General features: G+C 60.7%; 18 protein-coding genes. 10 read left to right on the forward strand and 8 right to left on the reverse strand.

Annotated features, from left to right (window positions below; genetic code table 11):
- Positions 1 to 87: 87 nt before the first annotated feature.
- Positions 88 to 894 carry an IclR family transcriptional regulator gene (locus ERE07_RS03945; protein ID WP_130007480.1) on the reverse strand — a complete coding sequence of 269 codons (807 nt, stop codon included), beginning with the start codon at positions 892 to 894 and terminating at the stop codon, positions 88 to 90.
- Between the two features lie 151 nt (positions 895 to 1,045).
- On the opposite strand from ERE07_RS03945, the gene ERE07_RS03950 reads away from it, so the two are divergent.
- Positions 1,046 to 3,403: a cytochrome P450/oxidoreductase gene (locus ERE07_RS03950; RefSeq protein WP_425330946.1), complete on the forward strand. Its 2,358-nt coding sequence runs from the start codon at positions 1,046 to 1,048 to the stop codon at positions 3,401 to 3,403.
- Positions 3,404 to 3,430: 27 nt separating this feature from the next.
- Here ERE07_RS03950 and ERE07_RS03955 read toward each other — a convergent pair whose 3' ends face one another.
- Both ERE07_RS03955 and ERE07_RS03960 read right to left on the reverse strand, forming a co-directional pair.
- On the reverse strand, positions 3,431 to 4,957 hold the full coding sequence (locus ERE07_RS03955; protein ID WP_130007482.1) for a fumarate hydratase: 1,527 nt from the start codon (positions 4,955 to 4,957) through the stop codon (positions 3,431 to 3,433).
- Between the two features lie 63 nt (positions 4,958 to 5,020).
- Positions 5,021 to 5,788 (reverse strand): crotonase/enoyl-CoA hydratase family protein, encoded by a 768-nt coding sequence (locus tag ERE07_RS03960; protein ID WP_130007483.1) that lies wholly within the window; start codon positions 5,786 to 5,788, stop codon positions 5,021 to 5,023.
- A gap of 152 nt (positions 5,789 to 5,940) precedes the next feature.
- Here ERE07_RS03960 and glyQ point away from each other — a divergent pair, with 152 nt between their 5' ends.
- The 6 genes from glyQ (at position 5,941) to gloA (ending at position 11,646) form a co-directional block, all read left to right on the forward strand.
- Positions 5,941 to 6,849: a glycine--tRNA ligase subunit alpha gene (gene glyQ, locus ERE07_RS03965; protein WP_130007484.1), complete on the forward strand. Its 909-nt coding sequence runs from the start codon at positions 5,941 to 5,943 to the stop codon at positions 6,847 to 6,849.
- Positions 6,846 to 8,987, forward strand: a complete 2,142-nt coding sequence (gene glyS, locus ERE07_RS03970) for a glycine--tRNA ligase subunit beta (protein WP_130007485.1) — start codon at positions 6,846 to 6,848, stop codon at positions 8,985 to 8,987. Before glyQ ends, glyS begins: the two co-directional genes overlap by 4 nt.
- Positions 8,984 to 9,529: a D-glycero-beta-D-manno-heptose 1,7-bisphosphate 7-phosphatase gene (gene gmhB / locus ERE07_RS03975; RefSeq protein ID WP_130007486.1), complete on the forward strand. Its 546-nt coding sequence runs from the start codon at positions 8,984 to 8,986 to the stop codon at positions 9,527 to 9,529. The genes glyS and gmhB overlap by 4 nt, the downstream gene beginning before the upstream one ends.
- Positions 9,526 to 10,257, forward strand: coding sequence for a lysophospholipid acyltransferase family protein (locus ERE07_RS03980; protein ID WP_425330947.1), 732 nt, complete (start codon positions 9,526 to 9,528; stop codon positions 10,255 to 10,257). The genes gmhB and ERE07_RS03980 overlap by 4 nt, the downstream gene beginning before the upstream one ends.
- Positions 10,244 to 11,185, forward strand: coding sequence for a M48 family metallopeptidase (locus ERE07_RS03985; RefSeq protein WP_245153389.1), 942 nt, complete (start codon positions 10,244 to 10,246; stop codon positions 11,183 to 11,185). Before ERE07_RS03980 ends, ERE07_RS03985 begins: the two co-directional genes overlap by 14 nt.
- 65 nt (positions 11,186 to 11,250) lie before the next feature.
- Entirely contained in the window at positions 11,251 to 11,646 is a 396-nt protein-coding gene (gene gloA / locus ERE07_RS03990) for a lactoylglutathione lyase (RefSeq protein WP_130007487.1), read from the forward strand.
- 168 nt (positions 11,647 to 11,814) lie between these two features.
- Here the strand turns inward: gloA and ERE07_RS03995 are convergent, their stop codons facing one another.
- Positions 11,815 to 14,031: an acyl-CoA dehydrogenase gene (locus ERE07_RS03995; protein ID WP_130007488.1), complete on the reverse strand. Its 2,217-nt coding sequence runs from the start codon at positions 14,029 to 14,031 to the stop codon at positions 11,815 to 11,817.
- Between the two features lie 199 nt (positions 14,032 to 14,230).
- On the opposite strand from ERE07_RS03995, the gene ERE07_RS04000 reads away from it, so the two are divergent.
- Complete coding sequence (locus ERE07_RS04000) at positions 14,231 to 15,460, forward strand: nucleoside recognition domain-containing protein (protein WP_130007489.1); 1,230 nt, start codon at positions 14,231 to 14,233, stop codon at positions 15,458 to 15,460.
- A gap of 75 nt (positions 15,461 to 15,535) precedes the next feature.
- Here the strand turns inward: ERE07_RS04000 and ERE07_RS04005 are convergent, their stop codons facing one another.
- Both ERE07_RS04005 and ERE07_RS04010 read right to left on the reverse strand, forming a co-directional pair.
- The gene (locus ERE07_RS04005; protein WP_130007490.1) at positions 15,536 to 15,985 is read right to left on the reverse strand and encodes a MaoC family dehydratase; all 450 of its coding nucleotides are present in this window, start codon (positions 15,983 to 15,985) and stop codon (positions 15,536 to 15,538) included.
- A gap of 98 nt (positions 15,986 to 16,083) precedes the next feature.
- Positions 16,084 to 16,614 carry a cysteine dioxygenase family protein gene (locus ERE07_RS04010; RefSeq protein ID WP_130007491.1) on the reverse strand — a complete coding sequence of 177 codons (531 nt, stop codon included), beginning with the start codon at positions 16,612 to 16,614 and terminating at the stop codon, positions 16,084 to 16,086.
- Between the two features lie 178 nt (positions 16,615 to 16,792).
- Here ERE07_RS04010 and ERE07_RS04015 point away from each other — a divergent pair, with 178 nt between their 5' ends.
- Both ERE07_RS04015 and ERE07_RS04020 read left to right on the forward strand, forming a co-directional pair.
- Entirely contained in the window at positions 16,793 to 17,251 is a 459-nt protein-coding gene (locus ERE07_RS04015; RefSeq protein ID WP_130007492.1) for an Lrp/AsnC family transcriptional regulator, read from the forward strand.
- Positions 17,252 to 17,270: 19 nt separating this feature from the next.
- Complete coding sequence (locus tag ERE07_RS04020; RefSeq protein ID WP_130007493.1) at positions 17,271 to 18,083, forward strand: alpha/beta fold hydrolase; 813 nt, start codon at positions 17,271 to 17,273, stop codon at positions 18,081 to 18,083.
- 124 nt (positions 18,084 to 18,207) lie between these two features.
- On the opposite strand, the gene ERE07_RS04025 is transcribed toward ERE07_RS04020, so the two are convergent.
- Positions 18,208 to 19,341, reverse strand: a complete 1,134-nt coding sequence (locus ERE07_RS04025) for an L-threonylcarbamoyladenylate synthase (RefSeq protein WP_130007494.1) — start codon at positions 19,339 to 19,341, stop codon at positions 18,208 to 18,210.
- Between the two features lie 63 nt (positions 19,342 to 19,404).
- Complete coding sequence (locus ERE07_RS04030) at positions 19,405 to 20,589, reverse strand: 5-(carboxyamino)imidazole ribonucleotide synthase (protein ID WP_130007495.1); 1,185 nt, start codon at positions 20,587 to 20,589, stop codon at positions 19,405 to 19,407.
- Between the last annotated feature and the right edge of the window lies 1 nt (position 20,590).

The raw sequence follows: 20,590 nt of genomic DNA on the forward strand, positions 1-20,590 counted from the left end.
CAAGCCCGAAAAAACCCCAGCCTGCCCCCTCGGGCACACAATCCGTGAACCAACGGGATTTAAACGGGGTACGCCCCCTGACAGGCTTCAGTCCTCGTGTCCCAGGGCAGCGCTGATGGCGCTGCTTTCCACTCTCATTGCCTGGGCGACATGGCTGTGGGCATTGGCCTCGAAACTTCCGGTCGCACCCAGCACCGTCAGCACAGCGGATACCTTGTCAGAGAAATCGAAGATGGGCACTGCAATAGCGCTGATGCCAGCGAGATTGGTGTCCTTCACGACTGCCATTCCTGCGCTGCGGACCTCGTGCTTGAGGGTATTTACCATGTCTTCTTCACCAAGCACCGCTTTTTGCGACGACGACATCTGGGCCAGCTCTTCGCGCGCCAGCTTCTCGACACGGGAATCTTCGAGGTAGGCAAGAAACACCCGCCCGGTGGCCGACCACAACAACGACAGCACTGATCCAACCCTTACGTTCAGGGTAACCGGCAAGCCAGGCTCTTCGAAACGAACAATGGTTGGCCCCTTGTTGCCCATGACAGCAATAAAACAGGTCATTTCCAGGGACTGACGCAAACGCACAAGCGCCGGCTCGGCCACCCGAATGGGATCGGCCTGACGCATGGCAGCCAACCCGATCTGGATGGCGCCCGCACCCAGGTAATACTGAAGCGACACCGGATCCTGCGCGACCAGTCCCTCTTCCATCATGCTGATCAGATAGCGGTGCACCTTGGCGGGGTTTTCGGACACATGCTTGGCCAGCACAGTAAGACTGGCCCGCCCGCCCAAACGTGCCAAGCCATTGAGCACCGCCATTCCGGTGGTTGCAGCCTGTACGCGCTGGCGGCGGCCGCGCGTTGGGGCGGCTTCTGGCTTACTTTCAGTCATAAATCGTACGGGTGAATGAAGAATCGACAAGTATATAGCTAGGGTTTTCTATACTCTATTATTTACGCAATGCGTGTTAGGATTACGCAAATAGTATTTTTCAGGCGTGAAATGCGCAACGCATGACACGTTCAGCCGGAGGATGGCATCCATGAACAACCTCAATCAAGCCCCCATGTCCTGTCCCATCGCCCATAACGCACACACCGGAGCACCCGCTCAGGCGCAAGGCTGCCCCTTTGCCCGGCAAGCGTCCGAGTTCGATCCGTTCCAGGATGCCTATATGGAAAACCCCTCGGAGTTCGTGCGATGGGCACGCGAGGAACAGCCCGTGTTCTACAGCCCCAAGCTGGACTATTGGGTGGTCACGCGCTATCAAGCCATCAAGGATATCTTCAGAGACCCCATCACCTACAGCCCTTCGAACGTGCTCGAACCGGTTGGCGAGCCTTCTGCTGAAGCCGCCGCCATTCTCAAGCAGTACGATTATGCGATGAACCGCACCCTGGTCAACGAGGACGAGCCTGTGCATATGGCGCGTCGGCGTGTACTGATGGAGCCTTTCACGCCCGAGCATCTGCGCCAGCACGAACCCATGGTGCGGCGGCTGGTCACACAGGCCATTGATGGCTTCATCGATGACGGACGCGTGGATCTCATGCAAAAGCTACTGTGGGACGTACCGTTCACCGTCGCGCTGCACTTTCTCGGTATCGACGACGATTCGGACCGCGAGACCATGCATCGGTTTTCCATCGCGCATACCATCAATGCTTTCGGGCGCCCTACCCCGCAAGAACGCGAGTCTGTCGCGCATACCGTCGGCCAGTTCTGGAAGTTCTCCGGCGAAGTGCTCGAGAAAATGAAGCGTACGCCGGACGGCCCGGGATGGATGCGCTATTCGATCAGGCAGCAGAAAGCGTTTCCCGATGTCGTGACAGACTCCTATCTGCATTCAATGATGATGGCGATTATTGTGGCGGCCCATGAGTCGACCTCCTTCGCCTCGGCCAACGCCATCAAACTACTGCTCGAACACCCCAATGACTGGCGCGATATTTGCGAGAATCCCGGGCTGATCTCGCCAGCCGTTGAAGAGTGCCTGCGCCATAATGGCTCAATCGGTTCCTGGCGCCGCCGGGCAACGCGCGATGTAGAGATCGAAGGCGTGGCCGTCCCTGCTGGCTCGCGCCTGCTGCTGGTGGTATCGTCGGCCAACCACGACCCGCGCCAGTTCGGCGACCCGGACTTTTTCGATATCCGCCGCGACAACACCGTTGAGCACCTGACTTTCGGATTCGGCGCGCACCAGTGCCTGGGCAAGAATATCGGGCGGATGGAAATGCAGATCATCATCGGCGAACTGGCGCGACGCCTGCCGCATATGCGCCTTGCCGACCAAACCTACCAATACGTCCATAACCTGGCGTTCCGCGGGCCGCGTAATCTTGTCGTGGCGTGGGATCCTGCCCTGAATCCGGAACGCACCAACCCCGGTGTGCTGCATTCGAATCAGGAAGTTCGGCTGGGCGCCCCCCTTGCCAAAAACGTTGTGCGTGATCTGCGCGTGCAGTCGGCGCGACAGGTCGCGCAAGATATTCTGCTGTTGCGACTGGTGTCGCCCACTGGCGCAACACTGCCGCAATGGACGCCAGGCGCCCACCTGGACATTGAGTGCGGGGATACGGGCCTGTCGCGCCAATACTCGCTCTGTGGCCGGCTGGATGACCGCTCGGCGTGGGAAGTGGCCATCCTGCGCGACCCGGACAGCCGGGGCGGCTCCGCCTGGATACATCAGTTCGCCAAGCCGGGAGCAAACGTACGTGTGCGTGGCCCACGCAATCACTTTCACCTGAAAGAAGACACGACAACGCGCATTTTGCTGATTGCCGGCGGCATAGGCATTACGCCCATCATGGCCATGGCACAACGCGCGCGCGCGTTGAATCTGCCGTACGACATTCACTTCAGCTGCCGGTCTCGCGCGGCCCTGCCGTTCCACGATGCCTTGCTCCAGGAACATGGCGAGAAGCTGCACCTGTACATCAGCCAGGAAGGCCAGCGCAACGATTTCACCGCCCTGCTTGCCTCAGCAGACGACGGCGTTCAGATCTATGCCTGTGGCCCAACGCGCATGCTGTCGAGCCTGCAGGGTGCCGTGGCCGCGCGCGGCCTGCCCGACACTGCCCTGCATATCGAGCATTTTGTCAGCGTATCGGCCACCCTCGATCCCAGCAGGGAGCAAGCCTTTGTGGTGGAACTGAAGAACTCCGGCCTGACGCTGAACGTGGCCAACGACAGCACACTGCTGGACGTACTGCGCGCCTCGAACATCGATGTGCAAAGCGATTGCGAAGAAGGCCTGTGCGGCGCGTGCGAGGTCGGCGTATTGCATGGCGACGTCGACCATCGCGACAGCGTCCTGAGCCCTGCGGAGCAGCGCGAGAACCGCCGCCTGATGGCCTGCTGTTCCCGCGCGAAATCAGGCAAGCTGGTGCTTGATCTTTAAACGATCACACACCGGCCCGTTGCGTTATCAAGCCACTGGAACCAGCGGAATTTCGGCAATCCTCGCTTTCCAGGCCTTGGGGCCGGTATCGTGCACCGACACGCCCTGGGCATCGACCGCAACTGTCACAGGCATGTCCTTGACATCGAATTCGTAGATTGCTTCCATGCCCAGGTCTTCAAAGGCCACGACGCGCGCGCCGCGTATCGCCTTGGAGACCAGATAGGCCGAGCCCCCCACCGCCATCAGGTACGCTGATTTGTGCTTGCGGATGGACTCGATGGCCACCGGACCGCGCTCGGCCTTGCCGATCATGGATATCAGCCCTGTCTTGTCCAGCATCATATCGGTGAATTTGTCCATGCGGGTCGAGGTGGTCGGGCCTGCGGGGCCCACCACTTCCTCGCGTACAGGATCGACCGGCCCCACGTAATAAATAACGCGATTGGTGAAATCCACCGGCAGTTGCTCGCCATTGGCCAGCATTTCCTGAATGCGCTTGTGAGCCGCATCGCGACCAGTGAGCATTTTGCCTGACAGCAGCAACGTCTGACCCGGCTTCCAACTGGCAACCTGCTCCGGCGTCAGTGTGTTCAGGTCCACCTGCAACGACTTGTTGTAATCGGGTGCCCAGTGCACATCGGGCCAGTCCGACAGCGAAGGGGGCGTGAGTTGAGCCGGGCCTGAGCCATCAAGCTCAAAATGAACATGACGCGTTGCCGCACAATTGGGAATCATTGCCACGGGTTTGGATGCCGCGTGGGTGGGAAAGGTATTGATCTTGACATCGAGCACCGTGGTCAGGCCGCCCAGGCCCTGGGCGCCAATGCCCAGTGCGTTGACCTTGTTGTACAGCTCAATCCGCAGTTCCTCGACCTTGTTCTGCGGGCCGCGCTGCAACAGTTCGTACATGTCGATGTCTTCCATCAGCGACTGCTTGGCCATCAGCATGGCCTTTTCAGCCGTGCCGCCTACGCCTATGCCCAGCATGCCCGGCGGACACCAGCCTGCGCCCATGGTGGGTACGGTCTTGAGCACCCAGTCGACCAGCGAATCGCTGGGATTGAGCATGACAAACTTGGACTTGTTCTCTGAGCCGCCGCCCTTGGCGGCGACCTGCACGTCGACCTTGTCGCCTTCGACAAGCTCGACGGAGACAATACAGGGCGTGTTGTCGCGTGTGTTCTTGCGGGTAAAGAGCGGATCGGTCAGGATGGAGGCGCGCAGGGGATTGTCCGGATTGAGATAGCCGCGGCGCACGCCTTCGTCACAGAGCTCCTGCATGCTGCGGCGGGTGTCAAAGCGCACATCCATACCTACCTTGAGAAACACATTGACCACGCCGGTGTCCTGACAGATGGGACGCTTACCTTCGGCGCACATGCGCGAGTTGGTCAGAATCTGGGCGATGGCGTCCTTGGCAGCCGGGCTTTCTTCGCGCTCGTAGGCACGGGCCAGGTGCTGGATGTAGTCGGCAGGATGGTAATAGCTGATGAACTGCACCGCGTCTGCGATGGACTGGATCAGATCGTCTTCTCGGATAGTGGTTGTCATGGGTATGCTCGATCGTAAAAAGGGCGGGCGTCAGGCCCGCCGGTTCGTTATGGAAGACAGGTTTTACTTGCCGGTCCAGACAGGTTTGCGCTTTTCGGCGAAGGCGGTAGCGCCTTCCTTGGCATCGGCCGAGGTGAAAATGTGCGCAACACGCGGACGCTGCAGATCGAACATATCGGCCTGACGCCAGTCGCGCGACTGGGTAACGATGGATTTGGCGGTGCGCACAGCCAGCGGACCATTGGCCGCGACGATGCGGGCAAGCTCAAGCGCGGCGTCCAGCGCCTGGCCGGGCTCGACCAGGCGGTTGATCAGACCAAAGCTGTTGGCCCGCTCGGCTGTGAACATTTCACCTGTGAGAATGGCCTCCATGGCCAGATGATAGGGAATGCGGCTGGGCAGGCGCATCATGCCGCCGGCCCCGGCGACGATGCCCCGCTTGACCTCCGGCAGGCCGAACTTGGCATTGCTGGCGGCCACGATCAGATCGCAGGACAAGGCCATCTCGAAGCCGCCTGCCAGGGCGTAGCCCTCGACGGCGGCAATCAGGGGTTTGGCGGGCGGTTTTTCGCACAGACCAGCAAACCCACGGTCGCCCGCATAGGGACGCTGGCCGGATTGGGCGAAGGCCTTCAGATCCATGCCGGAGCAGAACGTGCCGTCTGCGCCGGTCAATATCCCCAGGACGATGTCGTCTCGGGCATCGAACTCCTCGAATACGGCCAACAGCGCCTGCGCCGTTTCGTAATTGATCGCGTTCTTGGCTTGCGGCCTGTTCAGGGTAATGATCAGGACACCTTCCTTTACTTCGGTTTGAACCAGGTCAGACATGCAGTTTCCTCATAGCCCCGCCGTGGCAGGTAGTTCTAGCTTCGATTATGGAAAGGGTAAATGGAACAGCGGATCATGGCCAACAAGCCTTCCTTGCGGAACCAGTTAAAATTGAGAACTTTTGCGGCATCTCGCTTACTGGCTAATCGCTCATGCTCACTTTTCAACAAATCATTTTAACGCTTCAGCAATACTGGGATCGCCAAGGCTGCGCACTGCTGCAACCGTATGACATGGAAGTGGGTGCTGGCACTTCGCACACCGCGACCTTCCTGCGCTCCATCGGGCCCGAACCCTGGCGCGCCGCCTATGTGCAGCCCTCCCGCCGGCCGAAAGACGGCCGCTACGGCAACAACCCGAACCGTTTGCAGCACTATTACCAGTACCAGGTGGTGCTCAAGCCCGCCCCCCCGGAAATCCTCGACCTTTACATCGGTTCGCTCGAAGCTCTCGGCATTGACCCCAAGGCCCACGACATCCGCTTCGTGGAAGACGACTGGGAAAACCCCACGCTGGGCGCCTGGGGCCTGGGCTGGGAAGTCTGGCTCAACGGCATGGAAGTCACCCAGTTCACGTATTTCCAGCAGGTGGGGGGGCTGGACTGCTCACCGACCACCGGCGAGATCACCTACGGGCTGGAGCGCCTGGCCATGTATTTGCAGGACGTCGAAAGCGTGTACGACCTGGTCTGGACAGCATCGCCCGATGGCCGCCAGGTGCTGTATCGCGACGTGTTCCACCAGAACGAGGTGGAACAGTCCACATACAATTTCGAGCATGCCTCCACCACCATGCTGTTCGCCCACTTCAATGACTACGAAGCCGAAGCGCAGCGCCTGATCGAGGTGCCGCTGGCACTGCCCGCCTACGAGGCCACGCTCAAGGCGGCTCACACCTTCAATATGCTGGATGCCCGGGGCGCGATCAGCGTCACCGAACGAGCTGCCTATATCGGCCGCATCCGCAACCTGTCGCGCGCCGTCGCGCAGGCCTATTACGATTCACGCGAAAAACTAGGATTCCCCATGCTGGTCCAGTCCACAGCGGAGGCAGCATTATGAGCGCCGCCAATACCCAACCCCTGCTGGTCGAACTCTTTACCGAGGAACTGCCGCCCAAGGCGCTCAAGAAGCTCGGTCTGGCCTTTGCACAAGGCATCGAAAAAGTGCTGGCGCAGCATCACCTGCTGGCCGAAGGCCATAGCGTCACAGACTTCGCCACGCCGCGCCGCCTGGCCGTGCGGCTGGACGCCGTCCTGGAACGCGCGCCAGACCTGCCCTATACCGAAAAGCTCATGCCTGCCAAGATTGGCCTGACCGAATCCGGCAATATCACGCCCGCACTGGCCAAGAAACTGGCTGCCAAAGGCCTGCAACACCTGGCCGTCGGCGATCTGCTGCGCGAGTCCGACGGCAAGCAGGACTACCTGCTCGCCCGCGGCGTGGCCCATGGCAAAAGCCTGGCCGAAGGCCTGCAAGAAGCCCTGGACTTCGCCCTGAACCATCTGCCTATTCCCAAGGTCATGCGCTATCAGCTGGCCGACGGCGTCACCAGCGTCAAGTTCGTGCGTCCGGCGCACCGGCTGACGGTGCTGTGGGGCGATAGCGTTGTCAATGTCAGCGCCCTGGGCCTTGCGGCCGGCCGCAGCACGCTGGGCCACCGCTTCATGTCCGACGGCGATATCGTCCTGGACCATGCCATGAACTATGAGAACCAACTGGCGGAAAAAGGCATGGTGGTGGCCTCTTACGACGTTCGACGCGCGCAGATCAGCAAACAGCTGGCAGCCAAGGCCGCCGAGCTCGACGCCTCGCTGGGCGACGACACCGAAGTCAACGCCCTGCTGGACGAGGTCACCGCGCTGGTGGAGCATCCCACCGTCTACGTGGGCCAGTTCGACAAGCAGTTTCTCAAAGTGCCTCAGGAATGCCTGATTCTCACCATGCGGTTGAACCAGAAGTACTTCCCGCTGTTCGAGAAACAAGGCGGCAAGCTTACACACCGCTTTCTGATCGTCAGCAATATGCAGACGGATGATCCTTTGAACATCATCCAGGGCAACGAGCGTGTCGTGCGGCCCCGACTGGCCGACGCGCAGTTCTTCTTTGAGACAGATCTCAAGATATCCCTGGCGGATCGCATCACCGCACTGGCAACCACGGTCTACCACAACAAGCTGGGCTCGCAGCTGGACCGGGTCGAACGCCTGCGCCGCATTACGCGCTATGTGGCAGAGCAGCTCGGCGTCAGCCCCATCTTTGCCGCCCGCGCGGCCTTACTGGCCAAGGGCGATCTGGTCAGCCTCATGGTGGGTGAATTCCCGGAGCTCCAGGGCGTCATAGGCTCCTACTATGCAGCGGCTGACGACGAACCTCCCGAGGTCGTTCGCGCCATACGCGACCAGTACCGCATCCGCCTGGATGAAGCCATCACACCGGAGACGCTGGTCAGCGCCATTCTGTTTATTGCGGAACGGGCCGAGACGCTTGTCGGCATCTGGGGAATAGGGCTGGCGCCCACCGGCGAGCGCGACCCCTTTGGCCTGCGCCGAGCCGCGCTGGGCCTGATCAGCGCCTACGAGCAGTTGCTGGCCGGCGACCGCCTGAAGATCAGCGACAGCAGCGTTCTCGACCTGCCCGCCCTGCTGGCCTTCAGCGCCACCACCTTCAAGCCCGGCATTGTGAAGGACAATACCTGCGCGGAAATCGCAGCCTTCATCTACGAACGCTATCGCAACCAGCTTGCCCAAGACGCCGATCGCAATGTCGTCGATGCCGTGCTGGCGCTGTCGCCCCCGCTGCATCAGGTGCAGGCCCGTATCCAGGCCTGCGCGCAGTTTGCCCAGCTCCCCGAAGCCGAAAGCCTGGCCGCCGCCAACAAGCGGATATCCAACCTGCTCAAGAAAGCCGACGCCACGTCCGGCGAACTTGACCCGGCACGACTGCAAGAGCCCGCGGAGCAAGCCCTGGCGGCCGTGATCGGCAAGCTCGGCCCTCAGGCCCGCGCGCAGTTTGAGCAGGGCAAATTCGCCGAGAGCCTGACCACCATGGCGCAAGCCCGCGATGCGGTGGATGCCTTTTTCAACGATGTCATGGTCATGGCCGAAGATCCCGCCGTGCGCGCCAACCGTCTGGCATTGCTGGCCCAATTGCACGGCCTGATGAACCAGGTCGCCGACATTTCCGGGCTGGCGCGATGAAGCTCGCCATCCTCGACCGCGACGGTGTGATCAATCAGGACAGCAAAGCCTTCATCAAGCACCCTGACGAGTGGATCGCCCTGCCAGGCAGCCTGGACGCCATCGCCCGCCTCTCCCATGCGGGCTGGCGTGTTGTCATCGCCAGCAACCAATCGGGCATCGCGCGCGGCCTGTTCAGCATGGATATCCTGAACGCCATCCATGCCAAGATGCGGCGCGAGGTCGCCCAGGCCGGCGGCAGCATAGACGCCATCTTCGTCTGCCCGCACGGGCCCGACGACGGATGCAGTTGCCGCAAGCCTAACGCTGGCCTGTTTCTGGACATCGGTCGCCGCTACGACCTCGACCTGTCTCAGGTGCCCTCGGTTGGCGATTCTCTGCGCGACCTCCAGGCTGCAAAAAAAGCCGGCTGCCGTCCGTGGCTGGTGCTTACCGGAAACGGACGCAAAACGCTGGACAACGGCGAACTGCCCTCAGGCACCCGCGTATGTGATGACCTGGCGGCAGTGGTTGACGCCTGGCTGGAGGACAGCCCCGCATGATCAGCGTGTTGCGCGCCGCACTGTACCAACTCTTTTTGATTGTCACAGTCATCCCCTACGCCTTCGCCTGCATTCTCTGGGCGCCATTGCCCCGCCCTTGGCGCTACCGGCTCACCGTGGGCTGGCCACGCATGGCCGTGTGGGGCGCCAAGGTGTTCCTGGGCATACGATGGCAGGTCAAGGGCTGGGACAATCTTCCGGACGGCCCAGGCATTGTGCTGTCCAAGCATCAGTCGGCGTGGGAAACCCTGTTTTTCCCTGCCTATATGCCACGCGAACTGTGCTTTGTCTACAAGCGCGAACTGCATTACGTGCCGTTTTTCGGCTGGGGCCTGGCGTTGCTGGATATGATCCCCATCAACCGCTCAAAAGGGCGTGATGCGTTCGAGCAAGTCATCCGAACCGGCCAGAAGCGCATAGACGAAGGACGCTGGCCCATTCTTTTCCCCGAAGGCACACGCATCGCGCCAGGCAAAACCGGCCGGTACAAAATGGGCGGCGCCTTGTTGGCGTCGCGCACGAACACACCCATTATCCCGGTCGCCCACAACGCGGGCGAACGCTGGCCGCGCAAAGCATTCATCAAGAAACCCGGCTTGATCACGCTGTCCATCGGTCCGCTGATCGACCCCACAGGCCTGACCCCTGACGAAGTCAACGAAAAAGTCAAAGCCTGGATCGAAGGCGAGATGCGGGTGCTCAACCCCGAGCGTTATGGGCTCAAGTGAACAACTGAATCTGTTTGAGGGCCTGATGCCGGCTGCTCCCGACACGCCGGCAGACAGGCAGCCACTGGCCGGCTCAACGCCGCCGAAACAGCCCGACCTGCTTCGCTCTCCCAAACGCCCGCCTCTCGCGCCCAGCCGTCACGGCACCGCCGTCCCTACGCCCAGGCCCGCCACGCTGCCGCTCAATGCGCGCTGGCGCGAAGTCACGACTTCGGCACAAACAATCGGTTTTGTCCTGCGCCGCTCACGCCGCAAAAGCATAGGCCTGACCATCGACGACGGCGGCCTGACGATCACCGCCCCTAATTGGGTCACGCTGGCACAGATCGATGAGGCCGTCATCGAAAAATCCCAGTGGATACTGAATAAACTGCGCGTACGGCAGGCCCGCCAGGCGCAACTGGCCACCGCCGATGTGCAGTGGCGGGATGGCGGCACCCTGCCCTATCTGGGCGCACGCATCAGGCTGGCGCTGGACGACACCTGCAACACGCCTGCGTTCAGGGGCGACGCCTTTGCGCCGCAACCGGGCGATCGCCTCGTGCTTGCCTTGCCACGCGACGCCGACCAGGCCCGCGTACGCGACAGCGCCCATGCATGGCTGCAACAACAAGCCTCGGCATGGTTCGGCCGGCGGCTGCAACACTTCCTGGATGAGCAACAGTTGACCATACGCCGCTGGCGGCTGTCCTCGGCCGCGACCCGCTGGGGATCATGCAGCAGCGATGGCAACATCATGCTCAACTGGCGACTGATACACTTTGACCATGCGGTCATCGACTATGTGATCGCCCACGAAATCGCCCATCTGCGCCACATGAACCACAGCCGCGCGTTCTGGCAAGAGGTGGGCCGCATTCTTCCGGGCTTTGAACGGGCGCGCGATGTACTCAAACAGCATGACCCCAGGTCGTTGCCGCTCATCTGAATCCCTGTCGCAAGCCACGCCCACGAATAGGCCTGCGCGCAGGACTCATCAACAAGGAGAATTTCATGCGTTTACTACACACCATGCTGCGCGTCGGCGATCTTGATCGCTCGCTTGCGTTCTACACAGATGTTCTGGGCATGCGCCTGTTGCGCCGCAAGGATTATCCCGACGGCAAGTTCACACTGGCCTTTGTCGGCTATCAGGACGAAGAGGATGGCGCGGTGATCGAGCTTACCCATAACTGGGACACGACCAGCTACGACTTAGGCAACGGCTATGGCCATATCGCACTGGAAGTCGATGATGCTTATGCCGCCTGTACACGCATCAAGGAAAAAGGTGGCAATGTGGTGCGCGAGGCGGGCCCGATGAAACACGGCACGACCGTCATCGCATTCGTCGAAGACCCGGATGGCTACAAGATCGAATTGATTCAGCACAAGGGCCGTACGGACTGAGCGATTCTGGCTCGCGGGCGCTGGGCCGTTTTTGCCTGGCGTCTTGCCCGGGCCAACGGCATCGGCGCAAGCGTCCCACCCGGAGCGGTGGCGCTTGCGCAATCCAGGCGGGGCATATCGTGCAGGGCGCCACGGCTCAAGAATGCAGAGGGGGTGTCGGGTTTTGCACTAGGCCCGCATCAATTCGTTACCCGCAAAATCATCCACCTCGATCACTGCCGCCACAGCCTCTTCTGCCGCCTTCAGCACTTCAGCCTGCTCGTCTGTAATGGCACCGTGCTCATGGGCAACCCGCCAGTCCTCCAGCCCTGCCTGCTGGATCCGGTCCAGCACCGGCTGCGCATCCACCACCAGCTCGAACGCCCGCTCAAGCTGCTCAACACTGGCGCTATCGTGCCCTTCCCAGACCGCCCCAACCAGGCGATCCCGCGCGATGGACGGCGTTAAAAGTATCTCCGCGCACGCTGCCGTCACCCTGTCGGACGGCCGGCGCCCACGCGACCAAGGCGGCAACAACAACACCCGCAATAGCCAGGACACCCCGCGAGACGGAAGATTCGCCAATACCTCGTCCAGGCGGCGATCTATCGTTGCAAACCCCTGCAGCGCACACTGCCGCACCAGCGGAAGATCCGCATCATGGCGGCCTTCGTCGTGCCAGCGCTTTAACACGGCCGACAGCAGGAAGAGTTCGGCCAATACGTCTCCAAGCCGCGCAGACAGCATTTCCTTGCGCTTGAGCGAGCCGCCCAGCGTCAGCAATGCAAGTTCCGAGACCAGCGAAAACGACGCTGTCCAGCGTGCCATGCCCCGATAGTAAGGCGCCACCGCCCCAGCGCCAGAAGGCACGCGCGCAAAGATCCCCATCGTCCACGCTCTGCCCGTTGCGCGCAAGGCATTGCACGTACTGTGCGCCAGATGCTTCCAGATCACCGCATCGAAATCATCCTCGCCCTGAGCCTGATCCGCATTGCTGATCGCCTGAATCTCCTGCATCAGATAGGGATGGGCGCGAATCGCGCCCTGGCCGAAAACAATCAGATTGCGCGTGAGGATATTGGCGCCCTCCACCGTAATCGCCACCGGCAATGCACGGTACAGATTCCCCAGATAATTGCGCGGCCCATCCATGACAGCCTTGCCAGCGTGGATGTCCATCGCGTCGTTCACAGACTGGCGCATGCGTTCAGTCGCATGAAGCTTCATGATCGCTGAAACGACCGCCGGCTTGATATCGGTGGCCAGCCCTGCGCAGGTAAAACGCCTGGCGGCTTCTACCAGATAGGCATTGGCAGCCAGATGGCCAAGCTTCTCCTGAATCCCCTCGAACTTACCGATAGGAATGCCAAACTGCGAGCGCACACGCGCATAGGCACCCGCGGTATGCGCGGTAAATGTGCAGGCCGCGGCCGACAGCGACGGCAGCGAAATGCCACGCCCCGCCGCCAGCGCACTCATCAGCATCTGCCATCCCTTGCCTGCCTGCTCCGGCCCGCCGATCAAGGCATCAATAGGCACAAACACATCATGGCCCTCGGTCGGCCCATTCTGGAATACCTGCAAAGCGGGCAAGTGCCGACGCCCTGTGATAACACCCGGCAGATGCGTGGGGACCAGCGCCACTGAAATGCCAGGTTCGTTGTCAGGCCCCAGCAGATTGTCCGGATCGGACAGCTTGAACGCCAGACCGAGTACGGTGGCGATGGGGGCCAGGGTGATGTAACGTTTGCGCCAGTTCAGGCGTATGCCCAGGGTTTCGATCCCGTCGACCTCCTGACGACACACGACGCCCGTGTCCACCATGGCAGCGGCGTCCGACCCCGCGTCCGGGCTGGTGAGCCCAAAGCATGGGATTTCTTCGCCCTTTGCCAGCCGTGGCAGCCAATAGTTGCGCTGCTCGGGCGTACCAAACTGCAGCAGAAGCTCTCCGGGACCAAGCGAGTTTGGCACCATCACCGTCACGGCCGCCGTCACCGAACGCACCGAGAGCTGGCGCACCACTTCCGAATGCGCATAGGGAGAAAACCCCAGTCCGCCGTATTCTTTGGGAATAATCATGCCAAAGAAGCCATGCTGCTTCAGGAACGCCCAGACCTCCGGGGACAGATCGGCGTCTTTCCAGCTGATGCGCCAGTCGTCCAGCTTGTGGCAAACCTCGGCGACAGGCCCGTCCAGAAACGCCTGCTCGTCTTGAGTAAGCTGCGCAGGCGGCAGATCCAGCATGGCGCGCCAATCGGGCGAGCCCGAAAACAACTGCGCATCCCACCAGACGTCGCCCGCATCGATCGCTTCCTGCTCCGTGGACGACAATCGGGGCATGGCCTTGCGGCCCATGCGGTACAAAGGTTCGGTCAGCCAGCGGCGCCGCAAGGCTCTCCAGTCCATGATATGCCCTCTTGTACAAAACGTATCGACAAACTCATTATCCCCTGAAAGGCCTTGGCGTGGCGATTGCCCGTCGCCGTTGCCCCGCAGGGCGCGCGGCCTTTTCCCGTATCGCCTGGCACACAGCAATTAGTGTGCGGACGGTTTTGTCTGCGACAATCATGGCCTGCGCATTCGGAAATCTCATTTCACAGCACTTATGCTTAATACGCTCTGGCTCGCCTTTTTTGTCGTGGCTTCCCTGTCGGGACTCTATCAATGGGTCGTGCTGCACGACCCTGAAGTGTTCTCGCGCATCGTGCTCAGCCTGTTCGACATGGCCAAGTTGTCTGTCGAAGTCATGATATTGCTGTTCGGCACCCTCACCCTGTGGCTGGGTTTTCTCAAGATCGCTGAAACCGCAGGCCTGGTGGACAAGCTCGGCAGGCTGCTGTCGCCACTGTTCAGCCGTCTGATGCCGGGCGTGCCGCGCGGTCACCCCGCGCTGGGGCTGATCACGCTCAACTTCGCCGCGAACGGGCTAGGGCTGGACAATGCCGCCACGCCCATCGGCCTGCGTGCCATGCGCGAGCTGCAAACACTCAATACCGACCCGAAATCAGCGACCAATGCGCAAATTCTCTTCCTGGTGCTGAACTCTTCGTCACTCACGCTGCTGCCCGTCACCATCTTCATGTATCGCGCCCAGCAGGGCGCGGCGGATCCCACCATGGTGTTTCTGCCCATATTGCTGGCCACCACTGCATCATCGCTCGTAGGATTGCTGTCTGTTGCCGTGATGCAGCGATTGCGATTGCACGATCCCGTCGTGCTGGCCTGGCTGGGCGGCCTGATACTCATCATGGGCGGCTTCATGGCCGTGCTCGCAACGCTGAGCAGCGCCGCCATCGCGGCCACATCGTCGCTGCTGGGCAATCTCACGATGTTCGGCATCATCATGTTGTTCCTGATCGCGGGCGCGCGCAAGAAGGTGCCGGTTTACGAGTGTTTTATCGAGGGGGCCAAAGAAGGCTTCAATATTGCGAAAGACCTGCTGCCCTATCTGGTGGCCATGCTCTGCGCAATTGGGGTGCTGCGCGGCTCGGGCGCGCTGGACATCATCCTGGACGGCGTGCGCTGGGCAGTGCACGGGCTGGGCTGGGACACGCGATTTGTGGAAGCGCTGCCCACCGCCTTGGTCAAACCGTTTTCCGGCAGCGCAGCACGGGCCATGCTGATCGAAACCATGCAGCACTTTGGGGTGGACAGCTTCCCTGCGCTGCTGGCCGCTACCGTACAGGGCAGCACCGAAACTACCTTCTATGTGTTGGCCGTGTACTTTGGGGCGGTCGGCATACAGCGCGCCCGCCACGCGGTAGGCTGCGCCGTGCTCGCAGACCTGGCCGGCGTGCTGGCCTCGATTGCTGTTTGCTATTGGTTTTTTGGATAATGCGCGCCGCGCAAGTCATCCTGCGCCTGGCACAGCCGCGCCGGGCCTGTACGACACCAGTCCGGCCGCTGACGTCTACAGGGCGGTGGAGGGATCCAGCTTGAACATATTGGTCACATCCATGTCCAGCACTTCTTCGTCGTGCTGATTGAACAAGCGCCAGGACCAACGAACCACGCCCAGATCGCTGCGCGTAGACGATACGCGCTTGGACGTCACGCTGGCCTCCAGCCGCAGCGCGTCGCCGGGGCGTACCGGGCGCAGCCAGCGCAACTTCTCCAGCCCTGGGGAGCCAAAGGATTCTGAATCGTGCAAAATGGTTTCCACGACCATGCGCATGGCAATGCCACACGTGAACCAGCCGCTGGCAATCAAGCCGCCCCAGCGTCCTTCTTCCGCCTGATCCTTGTCCACATGGAACCACTGCGGATCGTAACGCTTGGCAAATTCAACCATCTCGTCTTCGTTGACCACGATTGGCGGGTGCTTGATGACGACCCCTACCTGGAGCTCGTTATATTTCATGGCGTATTCAATGCATCTGGATTAATGAAACCAGCAGTGTAAAGCATTGAACACGCTCGCGAAGCTTCGCAGGTCTAGCTGAGCGCAGGCGTCTGGTGTCAGGCTGCCTGCGCCAGCCGGTTTACGTGTGTCGAAATCCGCTCCGCATCGACACCATACACGTGTATGGATATCGCGGGCGCTGTCCCTACATTGGCCAGACGGTGCACCTGCTCCATGCCGGCATGACCATAGCCAGTATCACCACAGGTACGGGCGACCGTTTCGTTCAGGACGACCTGTTTTTGGGCCGCATCCCAGGAGAAGCGTTCCTCTTGCAGATTACCCTCGGCAACGCGATAGGCGCACCAGGTGTAATGAGCATGTACGGGTGTTTTCTGGCCAGGCGACCAGACCAGTGCGACAATAGTGAAACGCCCTTTGCTGTCGCCATGCAGAAGATGACGGGTATAACTCGACGCACTGCCCTCGCGCTGATAAGGCAGGAGCAGATTATCGATATCTCCGTATTCGCACAGAATATCCTTGACCTTTTCGGGCAATACATCTGCGGCGCCTTCGCAGGCACTGGAAATCTGATAGACCAACGACGCCAAGCGAGCTGGAAACTGTCTGGAATCTGCATTCATTATTGTTCACCGCCTAAGCAACCATAGAGCCTTAATTATAAAAAATAGGCCTGTTAATTTAATTCCATATTCAACGCCTCATTTACCCGAAAATAGAATATTATTTATGTGTTATTTTTATTCGTAGAATAAAATTATCTATCACCGTATATTGATGAAAGAAGGACTCCTCATGGGCATGGATACCAAAGACAAGCAGTTGCTGAAATTGCTGCAGCAAGACGCCACCTTATCCGTCAATGACCTGGCTGACCGCATCAGCCTTTCCGCCACGCCAACCTGGAAACGGATCCAGCGCCTGGCGCGCGAAGGCCCGATCAAGAAACAGGTCTGTCTGCTCGACCGAAAGGCACTGAATGTCAATATCACCGTCTTCGTGGCTATCAAAACAAATCAGCACGACCCAAAATGGCTGGAGAAATTTGCGACCAATGTGTGCGATTTGCCGGAAGTCGTGGAGTTCTACCGCATGAGCGGCAAAATCGACTACCTGCTCAAGATCGTGGTGCCGGATATCGAAGGCTATGACAAAATCTACAAAAAGCTGATCAACGCAGCCGCCCTGTACGATGTAAGCTCCAGCTTTGCCATGGAAGAAATCAAGCACACCACTGTCCTGCCGCTCGATTATTGCTAGAGAGGAATCTCAGAAAAACATGGATCAGGTCTTTCCCCACACGCGGCCCTCGCAAGTCGAACTCAAGCGCGCAGGGCGTGATATTGCCATCGAAACCCAATGGATTTCGCCCGAGAAAAGGGATAGACCGCTGATCATCTTTCTGCACGAAGGGCTGGGCTGTGTCGCCATGTGGAAAGACTGGCCCTCGCAGGCTTGCACAGCGCTGAACTGTCGCGGCCTCGTGTATTCGCGTTACGGCTACGGGCAAAGCACCCCGCGCGCGCCTGGCGAGCTGCGCACCCCGGCCTACCTACACGAAGAAGCCCAGGAAGACTTGCCTGCCCTGCTCGAAGCGGCTGGCCTGCAGAACGAAAAACCCATCCTCTTTGGCCATAGCGATGGGGGATCCATCGCCCTGCTGTTCGCCGCCAGGTATCCTGAGCGCGTGCGGGCCATCGCGGTGGCTGCGCCTCACATTTTTGTCCAAGACATCACGCTCGCAAGCATCGCGCGGGCCCGGGACGCCTATCGCGCGTCCGACCTCAGGCAAAGACTGGGCCGCTATCACCGCGATGTCGACAGCGTTTTCCATGCATGGAACGATACTTGGTTGAGTCCCGCATTTCGCGCTTGGAATATCGAGAACGACGTTGAGCAGATACGCTGTCCGATACTGGCCATGCAAGGTGACAACGATGAGTACGGCACGCTGGCACAGATCGAAGGCATCCAGCGCCTGGCGCCACAGACCCGGTTGAATGTTATCCAGACGTGCGGGCATTCACCTCAACGCGATCAACCCACGGCAACAATCACGGCACTGCACGATTTCGTCAATAGCTTGCCGTAATCCCGCGCCATGGGCAGTGCACGCCTTGCCGCCGTCTTCCGGCTCGCGTGGCTGATCTCCCCTCGGCCCGCCCAGGCGGTGTTTCCGCCAATGGCCATATATTGGGCCGCCCAACTGGCCACGTTCAGGCAAACGCGGCCGCGGCTCGCCCTATCCGGTCGTTGACGGCACGCCAGGCTTCGTTCCGTGGCGGTGCTTCGAGGTAGATATGCGTATAACCCAGTCCATCGAGTTCGCGCAGCAATGCGTACAAGTCGCGCGCATAGATGTTTGGATCGGACGAGCAAATACGCCAGTCCAGATGCTGCGCGCTGGCTGTGCTTGCTTCGCCCTCGTGCACTGGCCTGGCCTTCAGTTCAGGGAGGGGCTCAAAAACAAGCGCCACGGCGCGACGCCCGGCGGCACTGTCGTTCAGGGGCTTGCCTTTTGATGAATGGGCGTCCTCCTGGCTGGCGACTTCACTCGCCTGGCCAGTCCGACCTTTGGCCAGGCTTGCGAGCTCCGCACGTGTCAGGATCGACAAAGGCGTGCGGGGCGCATAATGGGCCTTCAACGAGCCCGATACCCTCGGCGCGGTCGCGTCCGGGCGCCCCAACGCCATGCCGAGCACTTCCGCCAGCTGCATGGCGGTGATATGTCCAGGCCGCAACAGAACAGGGCCTACGCCCTGCGCCAGCCGCGACACATCGATAATGGTCGACTCGATGCCTACTTGCGACGGCCCGCCCTCCAGCACCAGCAGCTCATCTTCGCCCAGTTCAGCGAACTCTTCACGCACATGTCGCGCGTGTGTGGGCGAAACCTGACCAAATTTATTGGCAGACGGCGCCGCTACGCCCCCCTGGCCCGAAGGCTTGAGCCGCGCGAACTCGCGCAACAAGGCCTGCGCAACAGGATGCGAGGGGCAGCGCAAACCCACGCTGCGTTGCCCGCCGCTCACTGCCGCGGGAATATGGGCGGCACGCGGCAAAATCAGCGTCAAGGGGCCGGGCCAGAAAGCCTGGATCAAGGCTCGCGCCTCTGGCGGCACCGATGCCGCCCAGTACGATAAATCGGCTTCCGGCGCAACATGCACAATGACGGGATGATTCGATGGCCGCCCTTTGGCCGCGTAAATAGCCGCGACAGCAGTGGGGTTCTCGGCGTCCGCCCCCAAGCCATAGACGGTTTCGGTAGGGAAAGCCACCAACCTGCCGTCGGCCAGACGCTGCGCGCCCTCGGCCAACACGCGGGCCATATCGAAAGCAGTGCCGGTCATGTTCAATTGCTCGGGTTAGACAGGCCTGCGCAAGGAGCCGCGCCAGCCTGCCGGGAAGTTACATCAAACGTGGTAATCCATGCCCAGTGCGCGCGCCACCTGTGCGGCGCCTTCTTGCGCCTGAGCCAGGGTGGTTCCGACGATATTCACATGCCCCATCTTGCGGCCGCGACGGGCCTCTGCCTTGCCATATAGATGCAACCTTGCACCGGACACCGACAAGACGGTGCGCCAATCGGGCTCGCGCTGCCTACCCGTGACGGCATCAAACCAGACATCGCCAAGAATATTGAGCATGACCGCTGATACCAGGCAGCGGGTGTCACCCAAGGGCAAGCCCGCCATCGCGCGCACTTGCTGCTCAAACTGGCTGCAGGCGCATGCATCCATGGTGTAGTGCCCACTGTTATGCGGGCGTGGCGCGATCTCGTTGGCAACGAGCCGGCCGTCTTTCAGCACAAAGAACTCGACACACATGACCCCGACATAATCGAGCGAGCGAGAAATCGCCACGGCAGCGCTTGCCGCCTGGGTTTCAATGCTGTCGGCCGCTGCCCGCGAGGCGTCGACCGTCGACACAGCAAGAATGCCATCGCGATGCTCATTACGTGCCGACGGGTACAGCGCCGTACTGCCATCCTGACCACGCGCCATCACAACCGACAATTCATAATCCAGCGGCAACATGGCTTCCAGCATACAATCTGCGCAGTCGAACTGCCGGAAGGCCGCCAGCGCCTCATCCCGGCTCTTTACACGGGCCTGACCCTTGCCATCGTAGCCCAGGCGCGCCACCTTCAGAATGCCCGGAAACAATGTGTCTGGCGTGGCTTGGACGTCGGCTTCGGAACGAATGGCGGCATGTGGCGCCACCGGCACGCCTGCCTTCTGTATGAAGGCTTTTTCATTGATGCGGTCCTGAACAATGGCAACGGCGTGGGCGCCTGGACTGACCACTGCGCTGCGCGCCAATGCTTCCAGGCTGCGGGCCGGCACGTTTTCGAATTCGGTACTTATCGCGCCGCAACCCGCCGACAATTGCGCCAGCCCATCTGCATCTTCGTACGCAGCGCAAATATGCCGTTCCGCAACGGCGCCAGCGGGGCTGTGCTCGTCGGGGTCGAGCACGGCAACTTTGTAGCCCATGCTTTGTGCCGAATGACAAAACATACGACCCAGTTGACCACCGCCCAGCATGCCCAGCCAGTTGCCCGGCGCGAGAAAAACAGGTGAGGAAGCATCAGCCATG

It is taken from the genome of Allopusillimonas ginsengisoli (assembly GCF_004153455.1).
Lineage (GTDB): Bacteria > Pseudomonadota > Gammaproteobacteria > Burkholderiales > Burkholderiaceae_B > Allopusillimonas > Allopusillimonas ginsengisoli.

Excerpts from the sequence above, each read along its gene's own strand:
- ERE07_RS03945 (WP_130007480.1), bottom strand. The coding sequence starts at position 894 with ATGACTGAAAGTAAGCCAGAAGCCGCCCCAACGCGCGGCCGCCGCCAG.
- glyS (WP_130007485.1), top strand. The coding sequence starts at position 6,846 with ATGAGCGCCGCCAATACCCAACCCCTGCTGGTCGAACTCTTTACCGAG.
- ERE07_RS04010 (WP_130007491.1), bottom strand. The coding sequence starts at position 16,614 with ATGAATGCAGATTCCAGACAGTTTCCAGCTCGCTTGGCGTCGTTGGTC.
- ERE07_RS04015 (WP_130007492.1), top strand. The coding sequence starts at position 16,793 with ATGGATACCAAAGACAAGCAGTTGCTGAAATTGCTGCAGCAAGACGCC.
- gloA (WP_130007487.1), top strand. The coding sequence starts at position 11,251 with ATGCGTTTACTACACACCATGCTGCGCGTCGGCGATCTTGATCGCTCG.
- ERE07_RS04005 (WP_130007490.1), bottom strand. The coding sequence starts at position 15,985 with ATGAAATATAACGAGCTCCAGGTAGGGGTCGTCATCAAGCACCCGCCA.
- glyQ (WP_130007484.1), top strand. The coding sequence starts at position 5,941 with ATGCTCACTTTTCAACAAATCATTTTAACGCTTCAGCAATACTGGGAT.
- ERE07_RS03950 (WP_425330946.1), top strand. The coding sequence starts at position 1,046 with ATGAACAACCTCAATCAAGCCCCCATGTCCTGTCCCATCGCCCATAAC.
- ERE07_RS04020 (WP_130007493.1), top strand. The coding sequence starts at position 17,271 with ATGGATCAGGTCTTTCCCCACACGCGGCCCTCGCAAGTCGAACTCAAG.
- ERE07_RS04000 (WP_130007489.1), top strand. The coding sequence starts at position 14,231 with ATGCTTAATACGCTCTGGCTCGCCTTTTTTGTCGTGGCTTCCCTGTCG.
- ERE07_RS03995 (WP_130007488.1), bottom strand. The coding sequence starts at position 14,031 with ATGGACTGGAGAGCCTTGCGGCGCCGCTGGCTGACCGAACCTTTGTAC.
- ERE07_RS03980 (WP_425330947.1), top strand. The coding sequence starts at position 9,526 with ATGATCAGCGTGTTGCGCGCCGCACTGTACCAACTCTTTTTGATTGTC.
- ERE07_RS03960 (WP_130007483.1), bottom strand. The coding sequence starts at position 5,788 with ATGTCTGACCTGGTTCAAACCGAAGTAAAGGAAGGTGTCCTGATCATT.
- ERE07_RS04025 (WP_130007494.1), bottom strand. The coding sequence starts at position 19,341 with ATGACCGGCACTGCTTTCGATATGGCCCGCGTGTTGGCCGAGGGCGCG.
- ERE07_RS03985 (WP_245153389.1), top strand. The coding sequence starts at position 10,244 with ATGGGCTCAAGTGAACAACTGAATCTGTTTGAGGGCCTGATGCCGGCT.
- ERE07_RS03955 (WP_130007482.1), bottom strand. The coding sequence starts at position 4,957 with ATGACAACCACTATCCGAGAAGACGATCTGATCCAGTCCATCGCAGAC.
- ERE07_RS04030 (WP_130007495.1), bottom strand. The coding sequence starts at position 20,589 with ATGGCTGATGCTTCCTCACCTGTTTTTCTCGCGCCGGGCAACTGGCTG.
- gmhB (WP_130007486.1), top strand. The coding sequence starts at position 8,984 with ATGAAGCTCGCCATCCTCGACCGCGACGGTGTGATCAATCAGGACAGC.